General features: G+C 61.7%; 17 protein-coding genes. 9 read left to right on the top strand and 8 right to left on the bottom strand.

All coding sequences use genetic code 11. The features are described 5' to 3' along the window. Both rpsP and ffh read right to left on the bottom strand, forming a co-directional pair. Positions 1–252: a 30S ribosomal protein S16 gene (rpsP, locus tag J3361_RS22625; RefSeq protein ID WP_003198088.1), complete on the bottom strand. Its 252-nt coding sequence runs from the start codon at positions 250–252 to the stop codon at positions 1–3. Positions 253–503: 251 nt separating this feature from the next. Further along, positions 504–1,880, bottom strand: a complete 1,377-nt coding sequence (gene ffh / locus J3361_RS22620; RefSeq protein ID WP_003198085.1) for a signal recognition particle protein — start codon at positions 1,878–1,880, stop codon at positions 504–506. 196 nt (positions 1,881–2,076) lie between these two features. On the opposite strand from ffh, the gene ccsA reads away from it, so the two are divergent. From ccsA to cmoB, 9 genes are all read left to right on the top strand, one after another. Beyond that, a complete protein-coding gene (ccsA, locus tag J3361_RS22615) occupies positions 2,077–2,889 on the top strand; it encodes a cytochrome c biogenesis protein CcsA (RefSeq protein ID WP_207966392.1) in 813 nt (270 codons plus the stop codon). 12 nt (positions 2,890–2,901) lie between these two features. After that, on the top strand, positions 2,902–4,143 hold the full coding sequence (locus J3361_RS22610) for a transporter associated domain-containing protein (RefSeq protein ID WP_207966391.1): 1,242 nt from the start codon (positions 2,902–2,904) through the stop codon (positions 4,141–4,143). A 423-nt stretch (positions 4,144–4,566) separates the two neighbouring features. Further along, positions 4,567–5,880, top strand: coding sequence for an MFS transporter (locus J3361_RS22605; protein WP_207966390.1), 1,314 nt, complete (start codon positions 4,567–4,569; stop codon positions 5,878–5,880). A gap of 251 nt (positions 5,881–6,131) precedes the next feature. Further along, positions 6,132–7,097 (top strand): RHS repeat-associated core domain-containing protein, encoded by a 966-nt coding sequence (locus tag J3361_RS22600; protein WP_207966389.1) that lies wholly within the window; start codon positions 6,132–6,134, stop codon positions 7,095–7,097. Between the two features lie 259 nt (positions 7,098–7,356). After that, positions 7,357–9,771, top strand: coding sequence for an endopeptidase La (lon, locus tag J3361_RS22595; protein ID WP_243458985.1), 2,415 nt, complete (start codon positions 7,357–7,359; stop codon positions 9,769–9,771). Positions 9,772–9,985: 214 nt separating this feature from the next. Then, positions 9,986–10,378 carry a protease inhibitor I42 family protein gene (locus tag J3361_RS22590; RefSeq protein WP_186705434.1) on the top strand — a complete coding sequence of 131 codons (393 nt, stop codon included), beginning with the start codon at positions 9,986–9,988 and terminating at the stop codon, positions 10,376–10,378. Between the two features lie 2 nt (positions 10,379–10,380). Next, complete coding sequence (locus J3361_RS22585) at positions 10,381–11,016, top strand: lysoplasmalogenase (RefSeq protein WP_207966388.1); 636 nt, start codon at positions 10,381–10,383, stop codon at positions 11,014–11,016. Positions 11,017–11,246: 230 nt separating this feature from the next. Next, positions 11,247–11,990, top strand: coding sequence for a carboxy-S-adenosyl-L-methionine synthase CmoA (cmoA, locus tag J3361_RS22580; RefSeq protein ID WP_207966387.1), 744 nt, complete (start codon positions 11,247–11,249; stop codon positions 11,988–11,990). Beyond that, positions 11,987–12,943 carry a tRNA 5-methoxyuridine(34)/uridine 5-oxyacetic acid(34) synthase CmoB gene (gene cmoB / locus J3361_RS22575; RefSeq protein WP_186705432.1) on the top strand — a complete coding sequence of 319 codons (957 nt, stop codon included), beginning with the start codon at positions 11,987–11,989 and terminating at the stop codon, positions 12,941–12,943. Before cmoA ends, cmoB begins: the two co-directional genes overlap by 4 nt. A 192-nt stretch (positions 12,944–13,135) precedes the next feature. Here cmoB and tadA read toward each other — a convergent pair whose 3' ends face one another. From tadA to treC, 6 genes are all read right to left on the bottom strand, one after another. Next, positions 13,136–13,633: a tRNA adenosine(34) deaminase TadA gene (tadA, locus tag J3361_RS22570; RefSeq protein WP_207966386.1), complete on the bottom strand. Its 498-nt coding sequence runs from the start codon at positions 13,631–13,633 to the stop codon at positions 13,136–13,138. Continuing rightward, positions 13,633–15,009 carry a multicopper oxidase family protein gene (locus tag J3361_RS22565; RefSeq protein WP_207966385.1) on the bottom strand — a complete coding sequence of 459 codons (1,377 nt, stop codon included), beginning with the start codon at positions 15,007–15,009 and terminating at the stop codon, positions 13,633–13,635. Before J3361_RS22565 ends, tadA begins: the two co-directional genes overlap by 1 nt. Positions 15,010–15,325: 316 nt before the next feature. Then, complete coding sequence (locus tag J3361_RS22560; protein ID WP_207966384.1) at positions 15,326–15,616, bottom strand: PTS transporter subunit EIIB; 291 nt, start codon at positions 15,614–15,616, stop codon at positions 15,326–15,328. A 2-nt stretch (positions 15,617–15,618) separates the two neighbouring features. Beyond that, the gene (gene ptsP / locus J3361_RS22555; protein ID WP_207966383.1) at positions 15,619–18,150 is read right to left on the bottom strand and encodes a phosphoenolpyruvate--protein phosphotransferase; all 2,532 of its coding nucleotides are present in this window, start codon (positions 18,148–18,150) and stop codon (positions 15,619–15,621) included. Positions 18,151–18,225: 75 nt separating this feature from the next. After that, positions 18,226–19,449 (bottom strand): carbohydrate porin, encoded by a 1,224-nt coding sequence (locus J3361_RS22550; protein ID WP_207966382.1) that lies wholly within the window; start codon positions 19,447–19,449, stop codon positions 18,226–18,228. Positions 19,450–19,591: 142 nt separating this feature from the next. Next, on the bottom strand, positions 19,592–21,238 hold the full coding sequence (gene treC, locus J3361_RS22545; RefSeq protein ID WP_207966381.1) for an alpha,alpha-phosphotrehalase: 1,647 nt from the start codon (positions 21,236–21,238) through the stop codon (positions 19,592–19,594). Between the last annotated feature and the right edge of the window lie 51 nt (positions 21,239–21,289).

Below are 21,289 nucleotides of genomic sequence, written 5' to 3'. Positions count from 1 at the left end.
TCAGGCCGCAGCCTTAGCCGATTCCTTCAACAACTGAGCAACGCGCTCAGAAGGTTGTGCACCAACGCTCAGCCAGTAGGCTACGCGCTCTTGGTTCACGGACAGACGAACTTCCTGACCACGGGCAACAGGGTTGAAGAAACCAACCTGCTCCTTGTGGGAACCGTCACGCGGGTTGCGGCTGTCGGTTACGGTCAGGTGGTAAAACGGGCGCTTTTTGGAGCCGCCAAGGGCAAGACGGATTGTTAGCATGTGAACATCGTTCCTGTAGTCGGTGCTGCAAATCTAAATGCACAGCGGGCATAGGTGCCCGAAAGGCCGCATATTCTAAGGAATATCCGGACTTTTGCAAATGTCTTTTTCCGGCGCCTGGCGCCATGCGATCAAGATTTGCCATAGAGCCGTCATGAAAAACGGCAGGTCAGCTCCCACGTAGCGCGGGTTTGCTGGAGATCCCCGCATCCGTGCGGGGCAACGCCGACATGACAGCCGGCGCAGATTCTTTACATTTTCGGCATGCCGCCGCCGGGCAACATACCGCCCATGCCGCGCATCATCTTGGCCATCCCGCCCTTGGCGGAGAATTTCTTCATCATTTTCTGCATCTGCTTGTGTTGCTTGATCAAGCGGCCGATGTCCTGCACCTGGGTGCCGGAACCCATGGCGATACGGCGCTTGCGCGAACCGCTGATCAGCTCAGGGTCGCGGCGCTCGGCCGGGGTCATGGAGTTAATGATGGCTTCCATCTGCTTGAACTGCTTTTCTGCCGCGCCCTGGGCATTGCCCATCTGCGCCAGGTTCACACCACCGATGTTCGGCAGTTTGTCCATGAGGCCGCCAAGGCCGCCCATGTTCTTCATTTGTTGCAGCTGGTCGCGGAAGTCTTCGAGATCGAAGCCCTTGCCCTTCTTCAGCTTCTTGGCCAGTTTGTCGGCCTTGTCCTTGTCGAGGGTCTGCTCGGCCTGCTCGATCAGGCTGAGCACGTCGCCCATGCCGAGGATACGCGAGGCGATACGCTCGGGGTGGAACGGCTCGAGCGCTTCGCTCTTCTCGCCCATACCGATGAACTTGATCGGCTTGCCGGTGATGGCGCGTACCGACAGCGCAGCACCGCCACGGGCGTCGCCGTCGACCTTGGTCAGGATCACGCCGGTCAGCGGCAATGCATCACCGAACGCCTTGGCGGTGTTGGCCGCGTCCTGGCCGGTCATGGCATCGACCACGAACAGGGTTTCCACCGGGTTGATCGCGGCATGCAGCGCCTTGATCTCACCCATCATCTCTTCATCGATGTGCAGGCGACCGGCGGTATCGACGATGACCACGTCGATGAATTTCAGTTTTGCTTCTTTAATAGCCGCTTGGGCGATGTCTACCGGCTTCTGGCTCAGGTCGGACGGGAAGAACGTCACGCCGATGTCGTTGGCCAGGGTTTCCAGCTGCTTGATGGCTGCCGGACGATAGATGTCCGCCGACACCACCATCACCGACTTCTTCTTGCGCTCTTTAAGGAAGCGCGCCAGCTTGCCGGCTGTCGTGGTCTTGCCCGCGCCCTGCAGGCCGGCCATCAGCACGACCGCTGGCGGTACGGCGCTGAGGTTGAGGTCTTCGTTGGCGGCGCCCATCAGGCTTTCGAGCTCGGCCTGGACGATCTTCACGAAAGCCTGGCCCGGCGTCAGGCTGCGCGACACTTCGGTGCCGACGGCGCGTTCCTTGACCGAATTGACGAAGTCCTTGACCACCGGCAGGGCGACGTCGGCTTCGAGCAACGCCATGCGCACTTCGCGCAGGGTGTCTTTGATGTTGTCCTCGGTCAGTTTCGCCTTGCCGGTGACATGGCGCAGCGTCTGCGAGAGACGGTCGGTTAGGTTTTCAAACATGCGCGATCCTTTCAGGCCCAGATGAGACCGGGATAATGGCGGCCCAGACCGTGAAAAATGTGCTCGGCGAGCCTGCGGCGTGGGCAGGTCGCGGATTATAGCGAAGAAGCGTGCGGCGTACACCTTGCAGTGGTCTTTCGTGTGGAGGGGGTTCTATGCCAAACTCAGCGCCTTTCGGGCTTGCCTAACAGGATTTATGCTCCCCTTGTCACCCAGCTTGCTTGCCACCCTCGCCGCCGCCTGCCTTTATGCCGCTGCGACCCTCTATCAAGGCACCCGCCTGGCCACCGGCGCCAAGGCGAACAAACGCCTGCTGGTCACGCTTGGCGTGCTGGCGGTGCTCGGCCACGCGGCCAGCCTTTATACCCACCTGATGACGCCGATCGGCCTGGGCCTGGATTTTTTCAACGCCGCCAGCCTGATCGCCGTCGCCGTGATCGGCCTGACGCTGCTGGCCTGCTCGCGCATCCCGGTGGAGAACCTACTGGTGCTGCTGTTCCCGCTGGGGCTGGCCACGGTGTTGCTGGCACAGTTCGCGCCGTCGGGCACCGTGCAGATCATCGACGAAGAGCCAGGCATCCTCGCCCACATCCTGCTGTCGATCCTCGCCTACGGCCTGTTCACCATCGCTGTGTTCCAGGCCTTGTTGCTGCTGGTGCAGGATCACCAGCTCAAGCACAAGCACCCGTCCGGGCTGATCCGCAATTTCCCGCCGCTGCAAACCATGGAAAGCCTGTTGTTCGGCTTCCTCTGGGCCGGCTGGACCCTGCTGTCGCTGTCGCTGATCTCCGGCTGGTTGTTCGTCGAGAACCTGTTCGCCCAGCACCTGGTGCACAAGACCTTGCTGGCGTGCCTGGCGTGGGTCGTGTTCAGCGTGCTGCTGTGGGGCCGCAACCGCCTCGGCTGGCGTGGACACAAAGCGATTCGCTGGACCCTGGCCGGTTTCTGCCTGCTGATGCTGGCCTACTTCGGCAGCAAGCTGGTCCGTGAATACATCCTGCATATCTGACGGACGGCCCTGATGGATACGTTGCCCGTAGCGCCGTTGTTCGCCGTGCTGGTGGTGCTGATTCTCTGGTCGGCCCTGTTCACGGCCGTCGAAGCCGCCCAGCAACACCTGCTGGCCCAGCGCACAGCCTCGCGCGCCAATGACAAACCGCTGGCGGCGCTGACGTTCCCGCTGGCCAGCCTGATCCTGTGCAATACCCTCTGTCGCGCCCTGGCCGTGGTCATCGGCACGTCACTGGCAATATTTACCTGGCTGGAAAACGGCCCGTGGGTTGCCTGGCTCGGCACCAGCGCCGCCCTGCTGGTGTTCGCCGACTACCTGCCGCGTACCTTGGCCAGCCGTCAGCCCGACGCGGTGCTGGCACTGGGCAACACCCTGCTGGGCGTGCCGTTGAAGATTCTCTACCCATTTGCCTGGCTGTTGAATGGCGCCAGCCAGGTGTTGCTGCGCCCCTTCGCGCGCAAGCCCGGCATGGTGCAGCAGAGCGACGACGAAATGCCCGCGCCACCGCGCAGCGAGCAGGAATCCGAGCAGGGCAGCGGCCGGCTGCATCCGATTTCCGGCATCCACGCCCTGGACAACATCACCGTCAACGATATCCTCGTACCCCGTAGCGAGGTCGATGGGATCAACCTCGACGACCCCATCGGCGACATCATCGAACAGCTGCGCCTGAACCGGCGTACCCGCCTGCCGGTGTTCCACAGTGACATCAACCAGGTCGAAGCGGTGCTCAACACCCGCCAGATCCGTCATTTGCTGGCGGACGCGAGCCTGACCAAGGAAGCGCTGCTGACGGCCTCCCACGAGCCTTACTTCGTACCCGAAAGCACGCCACTGCAGCTGCAACTGTTGAATTTCCACAAGCAGCAGCGGCGCTTGGGCATGGTGGTGGACGAATACGGCGAAGTGCTGGGTATTGTCACCCTGGAAGATATCCTCGAAGAAATCGTCGGCGAATTCGAGAGCGAGCACAGCCTCGACAATCCCCACGTTCATCCCCAGCCCGATGGCCGCTTGATGATCGATGGCGCGGCGTCGATCCGCGAATTGAACCGGACCCTGGGCTGGCACCTACCTTGCGACGGCCCCAAGACCCTCAATGGGTTGGTGACCGAAGCCTTGGAAACCATTCCTGAAAGCCCGGTTTGCCTGAAAATCGGCCGTTATCGGCTGGAAATCATCGAGACCGTGGACAACCGCGTCAGCCAGGTGCTGGCGTGGCATAACAGTTCGGTGCCCGCGGTTTCCTGAATCCCTGTTTGGACCTGATAGCCCTTGTGGCGAGGGAGCTTGCTCCCGCTGGGCTGCGCAGCGGCCCCAAAGCAGCCCCCCCAACCCGCCTGACACACCGAGTGATCAGGTTTCAGGGCCGCTTCGCGCCCCAGCGGGAGCAAGCTCCCTCGCCACAAAAAGCTCGGCGCACGTCTCAATATTGTGTGCGGGCTCACTTGTTGATTCGTTAGCCCCCTTCCTATACTCAACCCGCTTACCCAGCCCCGCCCGAACCCCGTGCCTACCCCGCACCCGGCCGGTTCCGGCAGACCATCGGCAAGATCCGCAGCAACCCTGGGACTGTTCCTACCCGAAACAGCGACGGGATACCCGCCCACATCCCTGGGGGTTCAACCATAATAATTCGCTCCAACGGAGCACATGACTGTCAGGGATAATCGCATGACGACCGCTACCTGCAACGAGGCAGTGACTGCCCAACCGACCAACTCGGCCACCCGCGTGGCGACCGCGAGCTTCATCGGCACCGCCATCGAGTTCTACGATTTCTACGTCTACGCCACGGCGGCGGCCCTGGTGATCGGGCCAGTTTTCTTTCCGCAAACCTCAGGCACGGCACAGATGTTGTCGTCTTTCCTGACGTTCGGCATCGCCTTCCTCGCCCGTCCGTTGGGGTCGGCGCTGTTCGGCCATTTCGGCGACCGGATCGGTCGCAAGTCGACGCTGGTGGCGTCCTTGCTGCTGATGGGCGTGTGTACCACGCTCATCGGCGTGCTGCCCGGCTATGCCAGCATTGGCGCCTGGGCGCCGATATTGCTGTGCCTGCTGCGTTTCGGCCAAGGCCTGGGGTTGGGCGGCGAATGGGGCGGAGCGGCGCTGCTTGCCACCGAGAACGCCCCTAAAGGCAAGCGTGCCTGGTACGGCATGTTCCCCCAACTGGGGCCCTCCATCGGTTTCCTGGCGGCCAACGGCTTGTTCCTGACCTTGGCCATGAGCCTGGACGACGAGCAATTCCGCTCCTGGGGCTGGCGAATTCCATTCCTGCTCAGCGCCGTGCTGGTGATCGTCGGCCTCTACGTGCGCCTCAAGCTCCACGAAACCCCGGTGTTCGCCAATGCCGTGGCCCGCCAGGAGCGAGTCAAGGTGCCGCTGGTCGAGCTGTTCAGCCAATACTGGGCGCCAACGTTGCTGGGCGCAGCGGCGATGGTGGTGTGCTACGCGCTGTTCTACATCTCGACGGTATTCTCGCTGAGCTACGGCGTGTCCACCCTCGGCTACAGTCGCGAAACATTCCTGGGCCTGTTGTGCTTTGCCGTGCTGTTCATGGCCGCTGCGACCCCGTTGTCCGCCTGGGCCAGCGACCGCTACGGACGCAAACCGATCCTGATCATTGGCGGCCTGCTGGCGATTGCCTCGGGATTCCTCATGGAACCCTTGCTGACCCACGGTTCCACGGGCGGCGTGGCGCTGTTCCTGTGCATCGAGCTGTTCCTGATGGGGGTGACCTTCGCCCCGATGGGTGCCTTGCTGCCGGAGCTGTTTCCGACCCACGTGCGCTACACCGGCGCCTCGGCGGCCTACAACCTGGGCGGCATCGTCGGCGCCTCGGCCGCGCCATTCTTCGCCCAGAAACTGGTGGCGATGGGCGGCTTGAGTTATGTCGGAGGCTATGTTTCAGCGGCGGCGCTGCTCAGCGTCATCGCGGTGTTGTGCTTGAAGGAAACGCGCCATAACGACTTGAATCGGGTCGCCTGATAATCACGTCGCGCGCAGGCTCGCTATCCTATTAAATCGTCGGCAGACACAGATTTGTCTATGACGAAGATTCATTGTGGAAGCAAGCCTGCCAGTGGTGACCGCGACTCGGTTATTCATATTTTACAGACACCAACACAGCCGCCCCTCAGCCTCGCTCAAACGACCTCTACCTAGCAGTTCTGTTAGTTGACACCTTCCGCATAAAATTCGAACCTAACGCCCTAAATCGCAGCCTCGGTATGCACCTCATGGCTCCCCGTAGAAATACTGAGCTTTGCCATTACTACTACGATCCACTGGACCGTTTGGTCAGTACTGCCTTCCAGAAACAGATCACACTTCAGCGCTTCTACTGCAAAAACCGGCTGACTACAGAAATTCAAAACCAAGTGGAGCACTCGATATTTCAGCAAGGTGACCAGCTCCTGGCACAACAATGTCAAGGTCTCGAGACGGCTCTATTGGCGACTGATCAGCAACGTTCAGTATTACTTGCTTTGAGGGCTCAGCCTCATGGCATTGCTTATCTGCCTTACGGTCATCGGCCCTTTAGCAATGGACTGATGAGTGTGCTGGGTTTCAATGGCGAGCGCTCGGATTCGGTGACGGGACATTACTTGTTGGGCAACGGACATCGAGCGTTCAGTCCAGTATTGATGCGGTTCAACAGCCCCGACAGTTTGAGTCCGTTTGGTAAGGGTGGATTCAACTCATATGCCTACTGCCATGGAGATCCGGTTAATTTTAGGGATCCGACGGGGCAGTTTGCTGGGGCATTGATCAACGCCTTCAGGATTTATAAGACCGTAGCGAAGCGTACATGGAAGTTGTATGCAACTTTTTTACGTCCACGCCCAGCTGGCCTTCAAACCCTTGCCAAAAACACCAACAAGGCTGGTTATACACTCTTGGCTATGGGAGAAATTGCGCAAGCTACAGGCTATCCGGCCGGAGTCTATGCATCCAATACTGGGACGGTTCTATTGGGCTTGGGTAGCACTATCAAAACGACGCAAAAGCTTTTCAAAATTGTTAGAAGTTCTGAGCTAGCGGGGACCGCTAAAAGAAAAATAATCGACCTGGTGGGAGGCAGCCGAACTTCAGCCCCCCCCCTAATCGAAGTAACTGTAGTTCCTAGGTCACATTCTTCAACCGCACCAGCCCCTTCACACCTCACCCAATCGGCCATTGAAGTGCGTCAAACCAAGCCCTAACGATCAAATCTAACATCTCGAAGAAATAGGGTATTTATTACGACGCCAGGATCGCGCTCGCTCGAAGCAGACGTAAATCGGATCGCCAATTCCGAGGCTTACCCGCGAAGGCATATTCTCAGGCAGCCAGCTGAACCGGCAAGCCTGTAACCTGTCGCCCCCCCTAATGCCACACATAAATACCTCTTAACAATCGCACCATTGAAACCACCCCCCACCTGCCCCATCTAAGACCCATACCCCATTGCGCAGGTGCCCCATGAGCGACCAGCACTCTACTGAAGCCACTCACGAATACGCTGACTCCGAACACGTCGAACACACCTCCTCCGGCACCGGCCTGGCGCTGCCCGGCCAGAACCTGCCGGACAAGGTCTATATCATCCCCATCCACAATCGCCCCTTCTTCCCGGCCCAGGTGCTGCCGGTCATCGTCAACGAAGAACCGTGGGCCGAGACCCTGGAGCTGGTGGCCAAGTCCGAACATCATTCCCTGGCGCTGTTCTTCATGGACTCGCCCCAGGAAGACCCGCGTCATTTCGACACCTCGAAGCTGCCGCTGTACGGCACGTTGGTGAAGGTGCACCACGCCAGCCGGGAAGCCGGCAAATTGCAGTTTGTCGCCCAGGGCCTGACCCGCGTGCGCATCCGCACCTGGCTCAAGCACCATCGCCCACCGTATCTGGTGGAGGTCGAATACCCGCACCAGCCGAGCGAGCCGACCGATGAGGTCAAGGCCTATGGCATGGCGCTGATCAATGCGATCAAGGAACTGCTGCCGCTCAATCCGCTGTACAGCGAAGAGCTGAAGAACTACCTCAACCGCTTCAGTCCCAACGATCCTTCGCCCCTCACCGATTTTGCCGCCGCACTCACCTCTGCCACCGGCAGTGAGCTGCAGGAAGTGCTCGACTGCGTGCCCATGCTCAAGCGCATGGAGAAAGTGCTGCCAATGCTGCGCAAGGAAGTCGAAGTGGCGCGGTTGCAGAAAGAGATTTCCGCCGAGGTGAACAACAAGATTGGCGAACATCAGCGCCAGTTCTTCCTCAAGGAACAGCTCAAGGTCATCCAGCAGGAATTGGGGCTGACCAAGGACGACCGCAGCGCCGACCTTGAGCAGTTCGAGCAGCGGCTGGAAGGCAAAGTGTTGTCGGCCCAGGCGCAAAAGCGTATCGAAGAGGAGATGAACAAACTCTCGATCCTGGAAACCGGCTCGCCGGAATACGCCGTCACCCGCAACTACCTGGATTGGGCGACTTCGGTGCCGTGGGGCGTGTATGGCCAGGACAAACTCGACCTCAAGCATGCGCGCAAGGTGCTCGACCAGCACCACGCCGGCCTGGACGACATCAAGGACCGCATCCTCGAATTCCTCGCCGTCGGTGCCTATAAAGGCGAGATCAGCGGTTCCATCGTGCTGCTGGTGGGCCCGCCGGGCGTGGGCAAGACCAGTGTCGGCAAGTCCATCGCCGAATCCCTGGGCCGGCCGTTCTACCGCTTCAGTGTCGGCGGCATGCGTGATGAAGCCGAGATCAAGGGCCATCGGCGCACCTACATCGGTGCCCAGCCGGGCAAGCTGGTGCAGGCGCTCAAGGATGTCGAAGTGATGAACCCAGTGATCATGCTCGACGAGATCGACAAGATGGGCCAGAGCTACCAGGGCGACCCGGCCTCAGCCTTGCTCGAGACCCTCGACCCGGAGCAGAACGTCGAATTCCTCGACCACTACCTGGACATGCGCCTGGACCTGTCGAAAGTACTCTTCGTGTGCACCGCCAACACCCTCGACTCGATTCCCGGGCCGCTGCTGGACCGGATGGAAGTGATCCGCCTGTCGGGCTACATCACCGAAGAAAAAGTCGCCATCGCCAAGCGCCACCTGTGGCCCAAGCAACTGGCCAAGGCCGGGGTGTCCAAGGGCAGCCTGAGCATCAACGACAGCGCCCTTAAGGCCCTGATCGACGGGTACGCTCGTGAAGCCGGGGTGCGACAGCTGGAGAAACAGCTGGGCAAACTGGTGCGCAAGGCGGTGATGAAGCTGATCGAAGAGCCGAAAGCGGTGATCAAGCTCGGGCCGAAGGATCTCGAGGCATCCCTGGGCAAACCGGTGTTCCGCAACGAACAGGTACTGTCCGGCGTCGGGGTGATCACCGGCCTGGCCTGGACCAGCATGGGCGGCGCGACCTTGCCGATCGAAGCGACGCGCATCCACACCCTCAATCGCGGCTTCAAGCTGACCGGGCAACTGGGCGAGGTGATGAAGGAGTCGGCGGAAATCGCCCACAGCTACGTCAGTTCGCACCTGAAGCAATTTGGCGGCGATCCGAAGTTCTTCGACGAAGCGTTCGTTCACCTGCACGTACCGGAAGGCGCCACGCCCAAGGACGGCCCGAGCGCCGGCGTGACCATGGCCAGCGCCTTGCTGTCCCTGGCCCGCAACCAGCCGCCGAAAAAAGGCGTGGCCATGACCGGCGAACTGACCCTCACCGGGCACGTCCTGCCCATTGGCGGCGTGCGTGAGAAGGTCATCGCGGCGCGCCGGCAGAAGATCAACGAACTGATCCTGCCGGAAGCCAACCGGGGCAACTTCGAAGAACTGCCGGACTACCTCAAGGAAGGGGTGACGGTGCACTTTGCCAAGCGGTTTGCGGATGTGGCGAAGGTATTGTTCTGATGTTCCTCTAGCGCCTGTGCTGCCGCCATCGCGAGCAGGCTCGCTCCCACAGAGGATTTGTGTTGTTCACAACATTTGTGATCCACACCACACCCTGTGGGAGCGAGCCTGCTCGCGATGAGGCCCTCACAAACAACACATCCCCACCTGACACACCCAGTAGCATCTTCGGTTATGCTCGCCGTTCGTCGTAAACGCCGGAGCCGTTGCCCTTATGTCCCTCACTCGCCTGCTCGTCCCCCTCAGCCTCGCGCTGCTGAGCGCCTGCGCCACGCAAACCAGCCACAACGTGACCGTGGAAAAACTGAGCCAGTGCCCGGTCAGGCTCAACAACGGACAGAACCTGATCCTGAGCCTGCCCAGCAACCCCAGCACCGGTTATCGCTGGGCGATCCAGGATTCAGCGGGAGGCGTGTTGAAAGGTTTGGGGCCGGAGGTCTATCGCAACCCGGAAGATGCCGGCATCGTTGGCGCCGCCGGTGTCTCGACCTGGCGCTTCCAGGCGTTCAACGCCGGTACCGGGCGCTTGCGCCTGACTTATCAACAGCCTTGGGCGCCGGAAGTGCCGCCGGTGGAAACCTTTGACTGCGCCATTGCGGTGAACTGACCGTGGGTTGGCTGATCCTCGCACTGATGGGTGCGGCCACCTACCTGTACGGCCTGGCCATGCATGCCACGCTGCTGTGCCTGCTGGTCAAGCCCATGCCAGTGCTGGCCCTGCTCGGCTGGCTGCACGATGCACCGCCCGGCGACTATCGGCGCTGGATCAGCCTCGGGCTGATTTTCTCACTGGTGGGCGATGTGTTGCTGGCCTGGCCTGGGGACCTGTTCGTGTTCGGCCTTGGCGCGTTTCTGCTGGCGCACCTGGCCTACCTGAAAGCCTACCTCAGCGACTGTCGCCGCCCGGCATTGCTGCCATTGGCCCTGGCCTTGGGCATCGGCGCGGTGCTATTGGGGATCCTGGTGTCGAGCGGTCTCGGGCCGTTACTGGTGCCGGTGATTGTCTACGGCTTGGCCATCAGCGCCATGCTTTGGCGAGCGTTGGCGCGGCTGGGCACCGATGTCCCCAAGCGCTCGGCCTGGCTGGCCGCCGCCGGGGCGCTGGCCTTTGTGTTCTCCGACAGCCTGATCGGCATCAACCGGTTCGTGCAGCCCTTCCATGCCGCGCCTTACCTGATCATCATCAGTTACTGGCTGGGCCAATGGGGCATTACCGCGTCGGCGTTCCCGCAAAAGCAGCACTGAACAACGATCAATGTGGAAGCGAGGCTCTGTGGGAGCAAGGCTTGCCCGCGATGAAGGCACCGCGGTCTATAGCAAGACCGCATTATCGTTCATCGCGGGCAAGCCTTGCTCCCACAGGCCTTGCTCCCACACAGCCTTGCTCCCCCAGGCCTTGCCCCCACAAAGCTCGCTCTCACAGGTTTTTTGGTTAAAATGCCGGCCTTTTCACCACCCATCCCGCTGGAACCGCCGTGAGCAAAGATCCCGATCGCCTATTCGCCCAACCCCTGGCCCAAGTGCCGGACTTCGCCTTCAACGAGGACGTGGTGCGGGTGTTTCCGGACATGATCAAGCGTTCGGTGCCGGGTTACCCGACCATTGTCGAAAACCTCGGCGTGCTCGCCGCGCAATTCGCCCAGCCCAATAGCGTGCTCTACGACCTTGGCGCGTCCCTGGGCGCCGTGACCCAAGCCCTGCGCCGTCATGTGCGCACCGACGGTTGCCGAGTGATCGCGGTGGATAACTCGGCGGCGATGGTCGAGCGCTGCCGTGAATACCTCAACGGCCAGGACTCGATGTTCCAAGAGCTGCTGCCGGTGGAGGTGATCGAAGGCGACATCCTCGCCCTGGCGTTCCAGCCGGCCTCGGTGGTGGCGCTGAATTTCACCCTGCAATTCATCGCGCCGGACCAACGCACCGCACTGTTGAGCCGTATTCGCCAGTCCCTGCTGCCGGGCGGCGCCCTGATCCTCTCGGAAAAGTTGCGCTTCAACGATGCCGAGGAACACGCCCTGCTCACCGACCTGCACGTGGCGTTCAAGCGCGCCAACGGCTACAGCGAGCTGGAAATTGCCCAGAAACGCAGCGCCATCGAAAACGTCATGAAGCCCGACAGCCTCGAAGAACACCGCGAGCGCCTGTTGGCGGCCGGGTTCTCGAAAGTCGTGCCGTGGTTCCAGTGTCTTAACTTCGCCTCGTTGATTGCCCTGCCATGATTGATCTGTCCCCCCTCGCCCGCCATCTGGCCGGCACGCCCCTGGCCGATTGGGCCGCGACGCTGCAGACGCAACTCGACAGCAAGATGGAAAAGGGCCACGGCGACCTGGAGCGCTGGCAAAGCGCGCTCGATGCGCTGCCGGTCTTGCAACCCACCACCGTCGACCTGCTGAACGGCCTGACGCTCGACGCTGATTGCTCCGACGAAACCCGAGGGCAAATGCGTACCGCGCTGATGGGCCTGTCACCCTGGCGCAAAGGGCCGTTCGACCTGTTCGGCGTGCACGTGGACACCGAATGGCGCTCGGACTGGAAGTGGTCGCGGGTGGCGCCGCACTTGGATCTCAAGGGCAAGCGCATCCTCGATGTGGGCTGCGGCAACGGCTACTACATGTGGCGCATGCTCGGCGCCGGGGCTGACACGGTGATCGGCGTCGACCCCAACTGGCTGTTCTTCTGCCAGTTCCAGGCGGTGCAGCGCTACCTGTCGCAGCCCAACGCCTGGCACCTGCCGTTCCCCTTCGAGGCCCTGCCAGCGGAACTGGAAGGCTTCGACACGGTGTTTTCCATGGGCGTGTTCTACCACCGCCGCTCGCCGATCGAACACTTGCTGGCCTTGAAGGATTGCCTGGTCAAGGGCGGCGAACTGGTGCTGGAAACCCTGGTGATCGAAGGCGACGAACACCAAGTGCTGGTGCCCGAGGACCGCTACGCGCAGATGCGCAATGTGTGGTTCCTGCCGTCGGTACCGGCCCTGGAACGCTGGCTGCGCCGCGCCGGGTTCAGCGATGTGCGTTGCGTGGACGTGAGCCTGACGACCGTGGAAGAACAGCGCAGCACCGAGTGGATGAAATATCAGTCCCTGAGCGACTTCCTCGACCCCGCCGACCACAGCAAGACCATCGAAGGGCTGCCGGCGCCGATGCGGGCGGTGATTGTGGCGCGTAAATAAATCGCCCGAGCCGCCTGTGTGCGGGCTTCTGTGGGTATGAACCTGTGGGAGCAAGGCTTGCCCGCGATGGCGGCACCGCGGTCTATGGCAAGACCGCGTTATCGTTCATCGCGGGCAAGCCTTGCTCCCACAGAGGTTTGCTCCCACAAAGGTTCACTCCCACAGAGGTTCACTCCCACAGGGGATCAATGTTCAGTCTGAAGGCTTGGCTCTCCGGGCCTTGAAGAACTCACTCAGCACCGTACTGCACTCCTCAGCCAGCACCCCACCCTCGAACATCACCCGATGGTTCAGGAAACCCTGGCTGAAGAACTGCCCCTGGCTCTGCACGATGCCGGCCTTGGGCTCCAAGGCGCCATAGACGACCCGGGCGATGCGTGAATGGACGATCAGGCCGGCGCACATGCTGCACGGTTCCAGCGTCACGTACAGCGTGCTGCCGGGCAGGCGATAGTTGCTCACGGCCTGGGCGGCGGCGCGGATCGCGACCATTTCGGCGTGGGCGCTGGGGTCGTGGCCACTGATCGGGCAGTTGAAGCCGCGCCCAATGATCTCGCCGTCCTGCACCAGCACCGCGCCCACGGGCACTTCACCGAGGGCGGCGCCTTGGGCGGCAAGGGCCAAGGCCTCGCGCATGAAGTCCTGGTCACGGCTGCGGTCGATGATCTTGGCGGGGCGAATCTGGCGCATCAAGCCACCTCGATGGCGGCCATCAGGCCGGTTTCCATGTGGTCGATCACATGACAGTGGAACATCCACACGCCTGGATTATCCGCCACCAGCGCCACCTGCGCCCGTTCGTTCTTGCCCAGCAAGTAGGTGTCAGTGAAATACGGCACGACCTTGTGCCGGTTCGACGCAATCACCTTGAAGCTCATGCCGTGCAAATGGATCGGGTGCTGGTATTGGGTCATGTTCTTCAATTCGAAAATGTAGCTCTGGCCTTTCTTCAGCGTGGCGATCGGCCGGTCGGCGCAGGTCTTGTCGGTGATGTCCCAAGCCTTGCCGTTGATTTGCCACAGGCTTGGCGGTTTGCCGTTGTCGACATTCACCGACACCGAGCCGACCCATTCGAAATTGAAGTTGAGTTTCTCGGCATTGGCCAGGTCCGGCTCGGCCACCGGGTTGGGCGGCAATGCTGGCGGCCATGGGGTCGGCGCGTCATTGTTGGGCACCGAACGCAACGTGCCAAGGCGTACCGGACCGTTGCGCAACGACAATTCTTCACCGGCCGGTGGCGCCTTGATCGCCAGGCAGATGCGCATGCCCGGGCCAAGCCAGTATTCCTTGCCCAGCGGGCGCGGTTCGATGGGGTTGCCGTCCAGCGCATAGATCTGCGCTTCGACACCGGGGATGTTGATGCGGTAGGTCAGGGTGTTATCCAGGTTGAGCAAACGCACCCGGGTAATCTGCCCGGCCGGTAGGTCAATCACCGCTTGCGGCACACCGTTGATGGTCGAAAGCCGCCCGGCCGTGCCGCCGCGCGCCGCCTCGCGGGGAATGCTGAACGCGACAAACTCGCCCTGCTCATCCACATGCCAGCTCTTGAGGCTCAGGGTCTGCTCGTATTTGAAACCGGTGGGCTCACGCTCTTCGATAATCAACGGTCCCACCAGCCCACGCCCGAGCTCTTCGCTGCTGTTGACGTGGGGGTGATACCAATAGCTGCCGGCGTCCGGCACGCGGAATTTGTAATCGAAATACTCGCCCGGCAATACCGGCAATTGCGAGACGTATGGCACGCCGTCCATTTCCAGCGGCAAGCGGATGCCATGCCAATGAATGGTGGTGGCGACCGGCAGATGGTTGATGAAACGAACCCGCAACCACTCCCCCTGGCGCACCCGCAGCTCGGTGCCCGGTGCCGAGGGGCCAAACGCCCAGGCCGGGGTCTTGTGCCCGGCCACCAGCTCCACATCCAGGGGCGCGGCGATCAATTCATAGTCGTGACCGGCCTCGGCATCGGCCCTCTTCCCCAGCCAATACCGCGACGCGCCGCCTGCACCCACACCAACGACAACAAGACCGGCCAGGCCACCGAGTATTTGGCGACGGGTAAAGGACATGAACGCGACTACCTCTGGATCTGCGACGGACCGGTGGGCCCGCAAAAGGCGAATACGATACACCCGCAGATGAGAAACGGTAAGGAAACCAAGATGAAAAAAAAGTGTGGTGGTTATTTCCCGACAGAAGAATGAATCGAGCGCTCAGTGCTTCGACCCCAGCAGGGCTCCCTCTCCACGGTTTTGCGGTTGGCGGGGAGCGGTGAGGCGAACCTTCAAACTTCATTACCGCCAAACACCGAACGCCCCCCACGGCGAACCGCTTTTGTGGCGAGGGAGCTTGCTCCCGCTGGGCTGCGCAGCAGCCCCCCGACAATTAGCCCGGCAGGCCTGTAATCAGATGCACCACGCCGTTGTCCAGCGTCATCACTCCCGTCACCCCGGCGCCGCTCAACGCTGCCCGATCGATCCGTGCCACATCCCGCAATTCCACCCGCAGCCGCGTCAAGGCCACGGGCTGATGGGACTTGAGGTTCTCCGCGCCACCCAACGCGACAACGATGGCCGGGGCCAACTCATCGAACGCTGCCGGCCGCTTGGGCTCCTCTTCCGGAACCAGGTCAGGGGTCAAGGCTTTCCAGAATGCCTGTTGTAGTTTGTCGAACATGTTCAATGCTCCATGGCCAGGGTGGCCGGGTTGGCGGTGGATGAGTGAGTTCGCAGGAGGTCACGCACCTGCTCCGCGCTGTCCTGGCCCAAGGCCTGTTGAGCGAGCGTGCGGCACTCCTTCAGATCCCATTCACGCACGCAGGCCTTGATCGCCGGAATCAGCGGCACACTGACCGATAACTCATCCACGCCCAACCCCAACAACAGCGGCACCGCCAGGGGTTCCGAGGCCAGCGCGCCACACACTCCGACCCATTTGCCATGGGCGCGAGCGGCCTCGGCTGTACGGGCGATCAGGCGCAACACCGAGGGATGCAGGCTGTCGGCCTGGCTGGCCAGGCGCGGGTGGTCACGGTCCATGGCCAGGGTGTATTGGGTCAGGTCGTTGGTGCCGATGGAAAAGAAATCCACCTCAGGGGCAAACAGATCGGCCATCAGCGCCGCCGCGGGCACTTCGATCATGACGCCCAGCTTTGGCGCCTGCTTGAGTCCCAGATGGCGGACCTCTTCGTCCAGCATCTGCCGCGCCAGGCGCAGCTCCGCCAGTTGCGTGACCATGGGCAGCATGATGTGCAGCCGCGCCAGCCCCGAACAGGCAAGAATCGCCCGGAACTGTTCGCGCAACAACTGCGGACGCTCCAAGCACAAGCGAATGCCGCGCATGCCCAGGAATGGATTGGCCTCATGCGCCATTGGCACATAGGCCAGCGGCTTGTCCCCGCCCACATCCAGGGTGCGAACTACCAGGTTGCGCTCCGGTCCGAGAACCCGGGCAACGGCGCTGTACAGGGCCGCTTGCTCGTCGTGAGCCGGTGGGTGCGCGCGATCCAGGTAAAGCAGTTCGGAGCGCAACAGTCCCACACCTTCCCCCCCCTGGGTCATGGCTTGCTCCACGTCCCGCAGCGACCCGACATTGGCACTGACTTCGATTCGATGGCCGTCAAGGGTACGAGCCGCCAGGGCCGACTGTTCGAGGTCACGCTGGTGTCGCTGGCGCTGTTGCTCGGCAGCGACCCGGCGTTGCTCGATCTGGGCCGGATCCGGGTTGACGTGCAGTTCACCGCTGTCGGCGTCCAGCAACACCCGAGTGCCGTTCTCCAAGGCCAGCACCGCTTGTGCCACGCCACACAACGAGGGCAGGCCCAGCGCACGGGCCAGGATCGCGACATGGCTGGTGGCGCCGCCGCCCACGGTAACAAAACCGGCGATGCGTGAGGTGTCGAGGCTGGCGGTCTGGGAGGGCGTCAGTTGCTCGGCCACCAGAATCGCCTGTTCGGGCAGGTTCCACGCGTTGTCCTGCACGCCCAGGATCAACTTGAGCACCCGCTGCCCGACATCGGCCAGGTCCGTTGCGCGCTCGGCCAGCAAAGCGCTGCCCAATTGCTGGAACAGCGCAGCGCTCGCCTCGGTGGCGGTTTTCCAGGCGAACGCCGCGCTCTTGCCCGCGGCGATCAAGGCTTGGGCCTGCTCCAGCAAGGTGGGGTCTTCCAGCAACTCTTGATGGGCACGAAAAATCTGCGCCTGAACACCACCTGCCGCCTCGCCCTGTAACGCTTTCAAGGCTCGCGTCGCCTGCTCCAGCGCTTGATCCAGTGCCGCCTGCTCGGCCTCGATGCCGACGCCCGCCGCCTCGATCTCCAAGACCTGGGAAGCGATCTGGACCACTTCGCCAGACGCCGAGCCGGGCGATGCGCAGACACCCCGCAACCGGCCGGGCGTCGACGGTTCGATGGCGGTGATCGGCTCCAGAGTTAGCGGCGCCCGTACTGTTTCGCCGCACCCTGACAGCAGCAATTGTTCCAGCGCTTCGATGGCCTGCCCAGCCTGGGCACCGGCGGCGCTGATCTGCAGACTGTCGCCCTTGGCCGTCTGCAACGCCATGATCGCCACCAGGGATTTGGCGTTGGCGCTGGCTTGCTGCTTATGCAGTTGGATATGGGCATCGAAGCCCTTGGCGGCCTGGGCAAACACCGCGGCAGGACGGGCATGCAGGCCACTTTCATTGGGCACGATCAGCAGTCTGGAAAACAGCACAGAGCCCTGTTGCGCCTCATCGACCGCTCCCCCACCTGAGCGCACCTGCAACAACGGCACACCGCTCTCGATGCAAGTGGCCTTGTCCACGAGCAGGCTGAAGGGTTCGCCACTGACCACCAGCATCAGCGTCAGCAGACTGCGCGCGTGCAAGGCGATGTAGTCGGCATCGAAATCGATCAGCGGCTGGCCGGCCTCGACCCGTTGCCCCATGATCACCCGCGAGGTGAACCCCTTGCCCGCCAGGTTGACCGTGTCCAGGCCGATATGCATCAGCACCTGGACACCATTGTTAGCGGTGATACTCACCGCATGGGCGCTGTCCTGGAGCGTGCCGATGACACCGGACAGCGGCGCGCAAAGGGTTTGCGAGGTCGGATCGATACAAATGCCATCCCCCACCACACGGCTGGAGAAAACCGGATCCGGCACGCTGTCCAAAGGCATCAAGACCCCGGACAGCGGTGCGAGCAATTGCAAAGGTTGCGTTGTGTTCATGAGACTTCACCTGCTGCTGTCTATTCTTTTTGGCATCGCGGGCACGCAGAGATCAGCGACCCGCGCCTGCACGGGTCATTTCCACCAATATTCAACCTGCAGGCCCACGTTGGAACCATGCCGCGCCCCACCAAACGCACCGGTGTCGGACAGCGCCGAGCCGGCTGCCAGCTCATTGGCGGCACGCTGGGCCGCCGCGTTCCAACTGGCGTAGGTGTAATAGAGCCGTATTTCCGGGCGCGCCCAGAATTCCGGGCCCTTGGGCGACCAGGTGGGGGCAAAGGTGAATTTGCTCAGCTTGCGTGTTCCATCGTTGGCCTGCACCTGGTCGTGGCCCAGTTCGGCCACCAACTTGAACTGATCGGTGATGGCGTACGCCGGGCGAACCCCCAACGACAGCCAGTCCTGATCGGTGCCATCGGGGCGGATGTCCTTCTGGTACACCGCCTGCACCTGCCCGCCGAAACGCGGCGTGACCTGCCAATCGAAAAACTCCACCAGACGATAGCTCTTGTTGCTGTCGTCCAGCCCGGTGTCGCCGGTATAACCCAGCCCAGTGCCGGGGCCCTCGCCGTATTGCAAGGCCAGTTTATTCTTGCCACCCAGGAAGTCTCGCTGCACATGCTGGGCGGTCAGGGCCCAACCGCGATGGGCGTCACGACGGTTCGCCCGATCGATGAAGCTCAGGCCAAACTCCAACTCGCCGCCAGGGTTGGTCCTGAAACCGGCGACGTTGAAGTCATGCCGGTTGACCGGGTCTTTCTGGTAGAGGTTGTCCTTGCGCGAGAAGGCGTAGCTGTATTTCAGCCCACCGATCAGCACGTCCTCGATCCCCCCACCCGTGGCGCTCTGGTTCCAGTAGTAGAAATCCGAAATATGGATGTCGTTGCGTTTGTAATACCGCCGGCCGGCCCACAACGACCCGCCGTTCAGGCTGGGCATGTTCGACCATTGGGCATACATCTGCGGCATGCGCGCCGCGCCGTTTTCACCCTGAAAGGTCGGCGTGCGGTCGTAGCGGTTGTACAGCGACGCCATGCCGTCCACGCTCAACACCGAGCCATCGTCGAGGGTGAACAGATCCTGGCGCAGCTCCAACTCCCCGTACTGCTCGCACTCGTTGCCCAACCGATATTTAGTCTGCGCCCCAGGCAACTGGAAACAGGACTGGGAACGGCCATTGGTCGCGCTGCCGACACCACTGCGCAGATAACCGGAAAACTCCAGCGCCTGAACCGGAAACGGCAGCGCCAGGCAGATACAGGACGCGGCCAGGCCACGGTTTATTATTGTTTTCATACGCCTCTCCATTGTTTCTTATTGTTGTTTGCTCCATGACTCCCCCCTTGTTTGCCGTTTGGCCGACGACAGAGGACTCACGATGCGTCTGGCGCAACGTGTTCGCTGTCAGGCATTGCCTGGGTCAGGGGAAGTTTTTTATTCAGTCGCTCAGGTGCAGCACGAACGACTCGTAGGGCCGCAGGCGCAGCCGTCGGTATCGGTGTTCGCCCGCTTCGTAGTTGCCAATCACCCAGCGTTGTTTCGTCTCTTGGGTGAGGATCCCTTCGGGCAGCTCCACCTCGCAGTCGCCGCCATAAAAATGGCTGACCACCAGCAGGCACTCACCCTGCCCTTCGCGCAGGTACGCCCACACGCGGGGGTGTTCAGGCAACAGCAGGCGATAGACGCCGTCCTGGATCAAGGCTTCGCTGCGACGCAGGGCGATCAACTCGCGGTAGTAATGCAGCACCGAGGTCGCGTCTTTTTGTTGTTGCTCGACGTTGATGAACGCGGCGTTGGCAGGCACGCCAATCCAGGGTTCGACCCGACTGAAACCCGCGTTCGGCCCGGCACTCCATTGCATTGGCGTGCGCCCGTTGTCACGGGACTTCTGCATGATTGGCGCCATGGCCTCGGCTTCGGGGACTCCGGCGTTGCGCTTGAGGCGATAGATGTTCAGGGTTTCCACGTCGCGGTATTGCTCAATGTGATCGAACCCCGGATTGGTCATGCCCAGTTCTTCGCCCTGGTACACGAACGGCGTGCCCTGGAGAAAGTGCAACGCCGTGGCGAGCATCTTCGCCGACGGTACGCGGTACTCGCCGTCATCGCCGAACCGCGACACCACCCGCGGCTGGTCATGGTTACACCAGAACAGCGCATTCCAGCCGTCACCGGCCTGCATACCGCTCTGCCAGTCGGATAGGATGCGTTTGAGCTCGAGAAAATCGAAGTCGGCCCGCACCCACTTTTGCAGGTTCGGGTAGTCCACCTTCAGGTGATGGAAATTGAAGGTCATCGACAGTTCGCGGGAAGCCGGGCACGAATAACGAACACAGTGCTCGAGGCTGGTAGACGACATCTCGCCAACGTTGATCAGGTCGAAACCCTCGAAGACTTCCCGGTGCATTTCCTGCAGGTAGCGGTGCACGTTGGGACCGTCGGTATAGAAACGCCGACCGTCGGTGTGGTCGTCAGGGAAGTCGGCCGGCTTGGAGATCAGATTGATCACATCGAGACGAAAGCCGCCCACGCCCTTGTCCCGCCAGAAACGCATCATCTTGAACACTTCGGCACGGACCTGGGGGTTGTCCCAGTTCAGGTCGGCCTGGGTATGGTCGAACAGGTGCAGGTAATATTGGCCAGTCTGGGCTTCGTACTCCCAGGCCGAGCCGCCGAACTTGGACTCCCAGGTGTTCGGCTGGTCCCGCCAGATATAAAAATCGCGGTACGGGTTGTCGAGGCTGCTGCGGGCGGCCTGGAACCAGGGGTGTTCGATGGAGGTGTGATTGACCACTATGTCGAGCATCAACTTGATACCGCGCTTGCGTGCTTCAGCGATCAACAATTCGCAATCGGCCATGGTGCCGTAGCTGGGGTCGATGGCGTAGTAGTCGCTGATGTCGTAGCCATTGTCCCGTTGCGGCGAACGCAGGAACGGCGTCAGCCACAGGTAATCCACACCCAGCCAGTGCAAGTAGTCGAGCTTGTCCACCACCCCCAGCAAATCACCGGTGGCCTGGCCGCCATGGCTGTAGAAACTCTTGGGATAGATCTGGTAGATCACCGAGCGTTGCCAGTCTTGCATGTGCGTTTCCTTCAGTCTGTTTTGTACCGGCCCCACAGGCCTCATCGCGGG

The organism is Pseudomonas sp. OA65 (assembly GCF_017498305.1).
GTDB lineage: Bacteria > Pseudomonadota > Gammaproteobacteria > Pseudomonadales > Pseudomonadaceae > Aquipseudomonas > Aquipseudomonas zanjanensis.
Note: the sequence above shows the minus strand (reverse complement) of the source record. Positions and strands in the feature narration are given on the sequence as shown.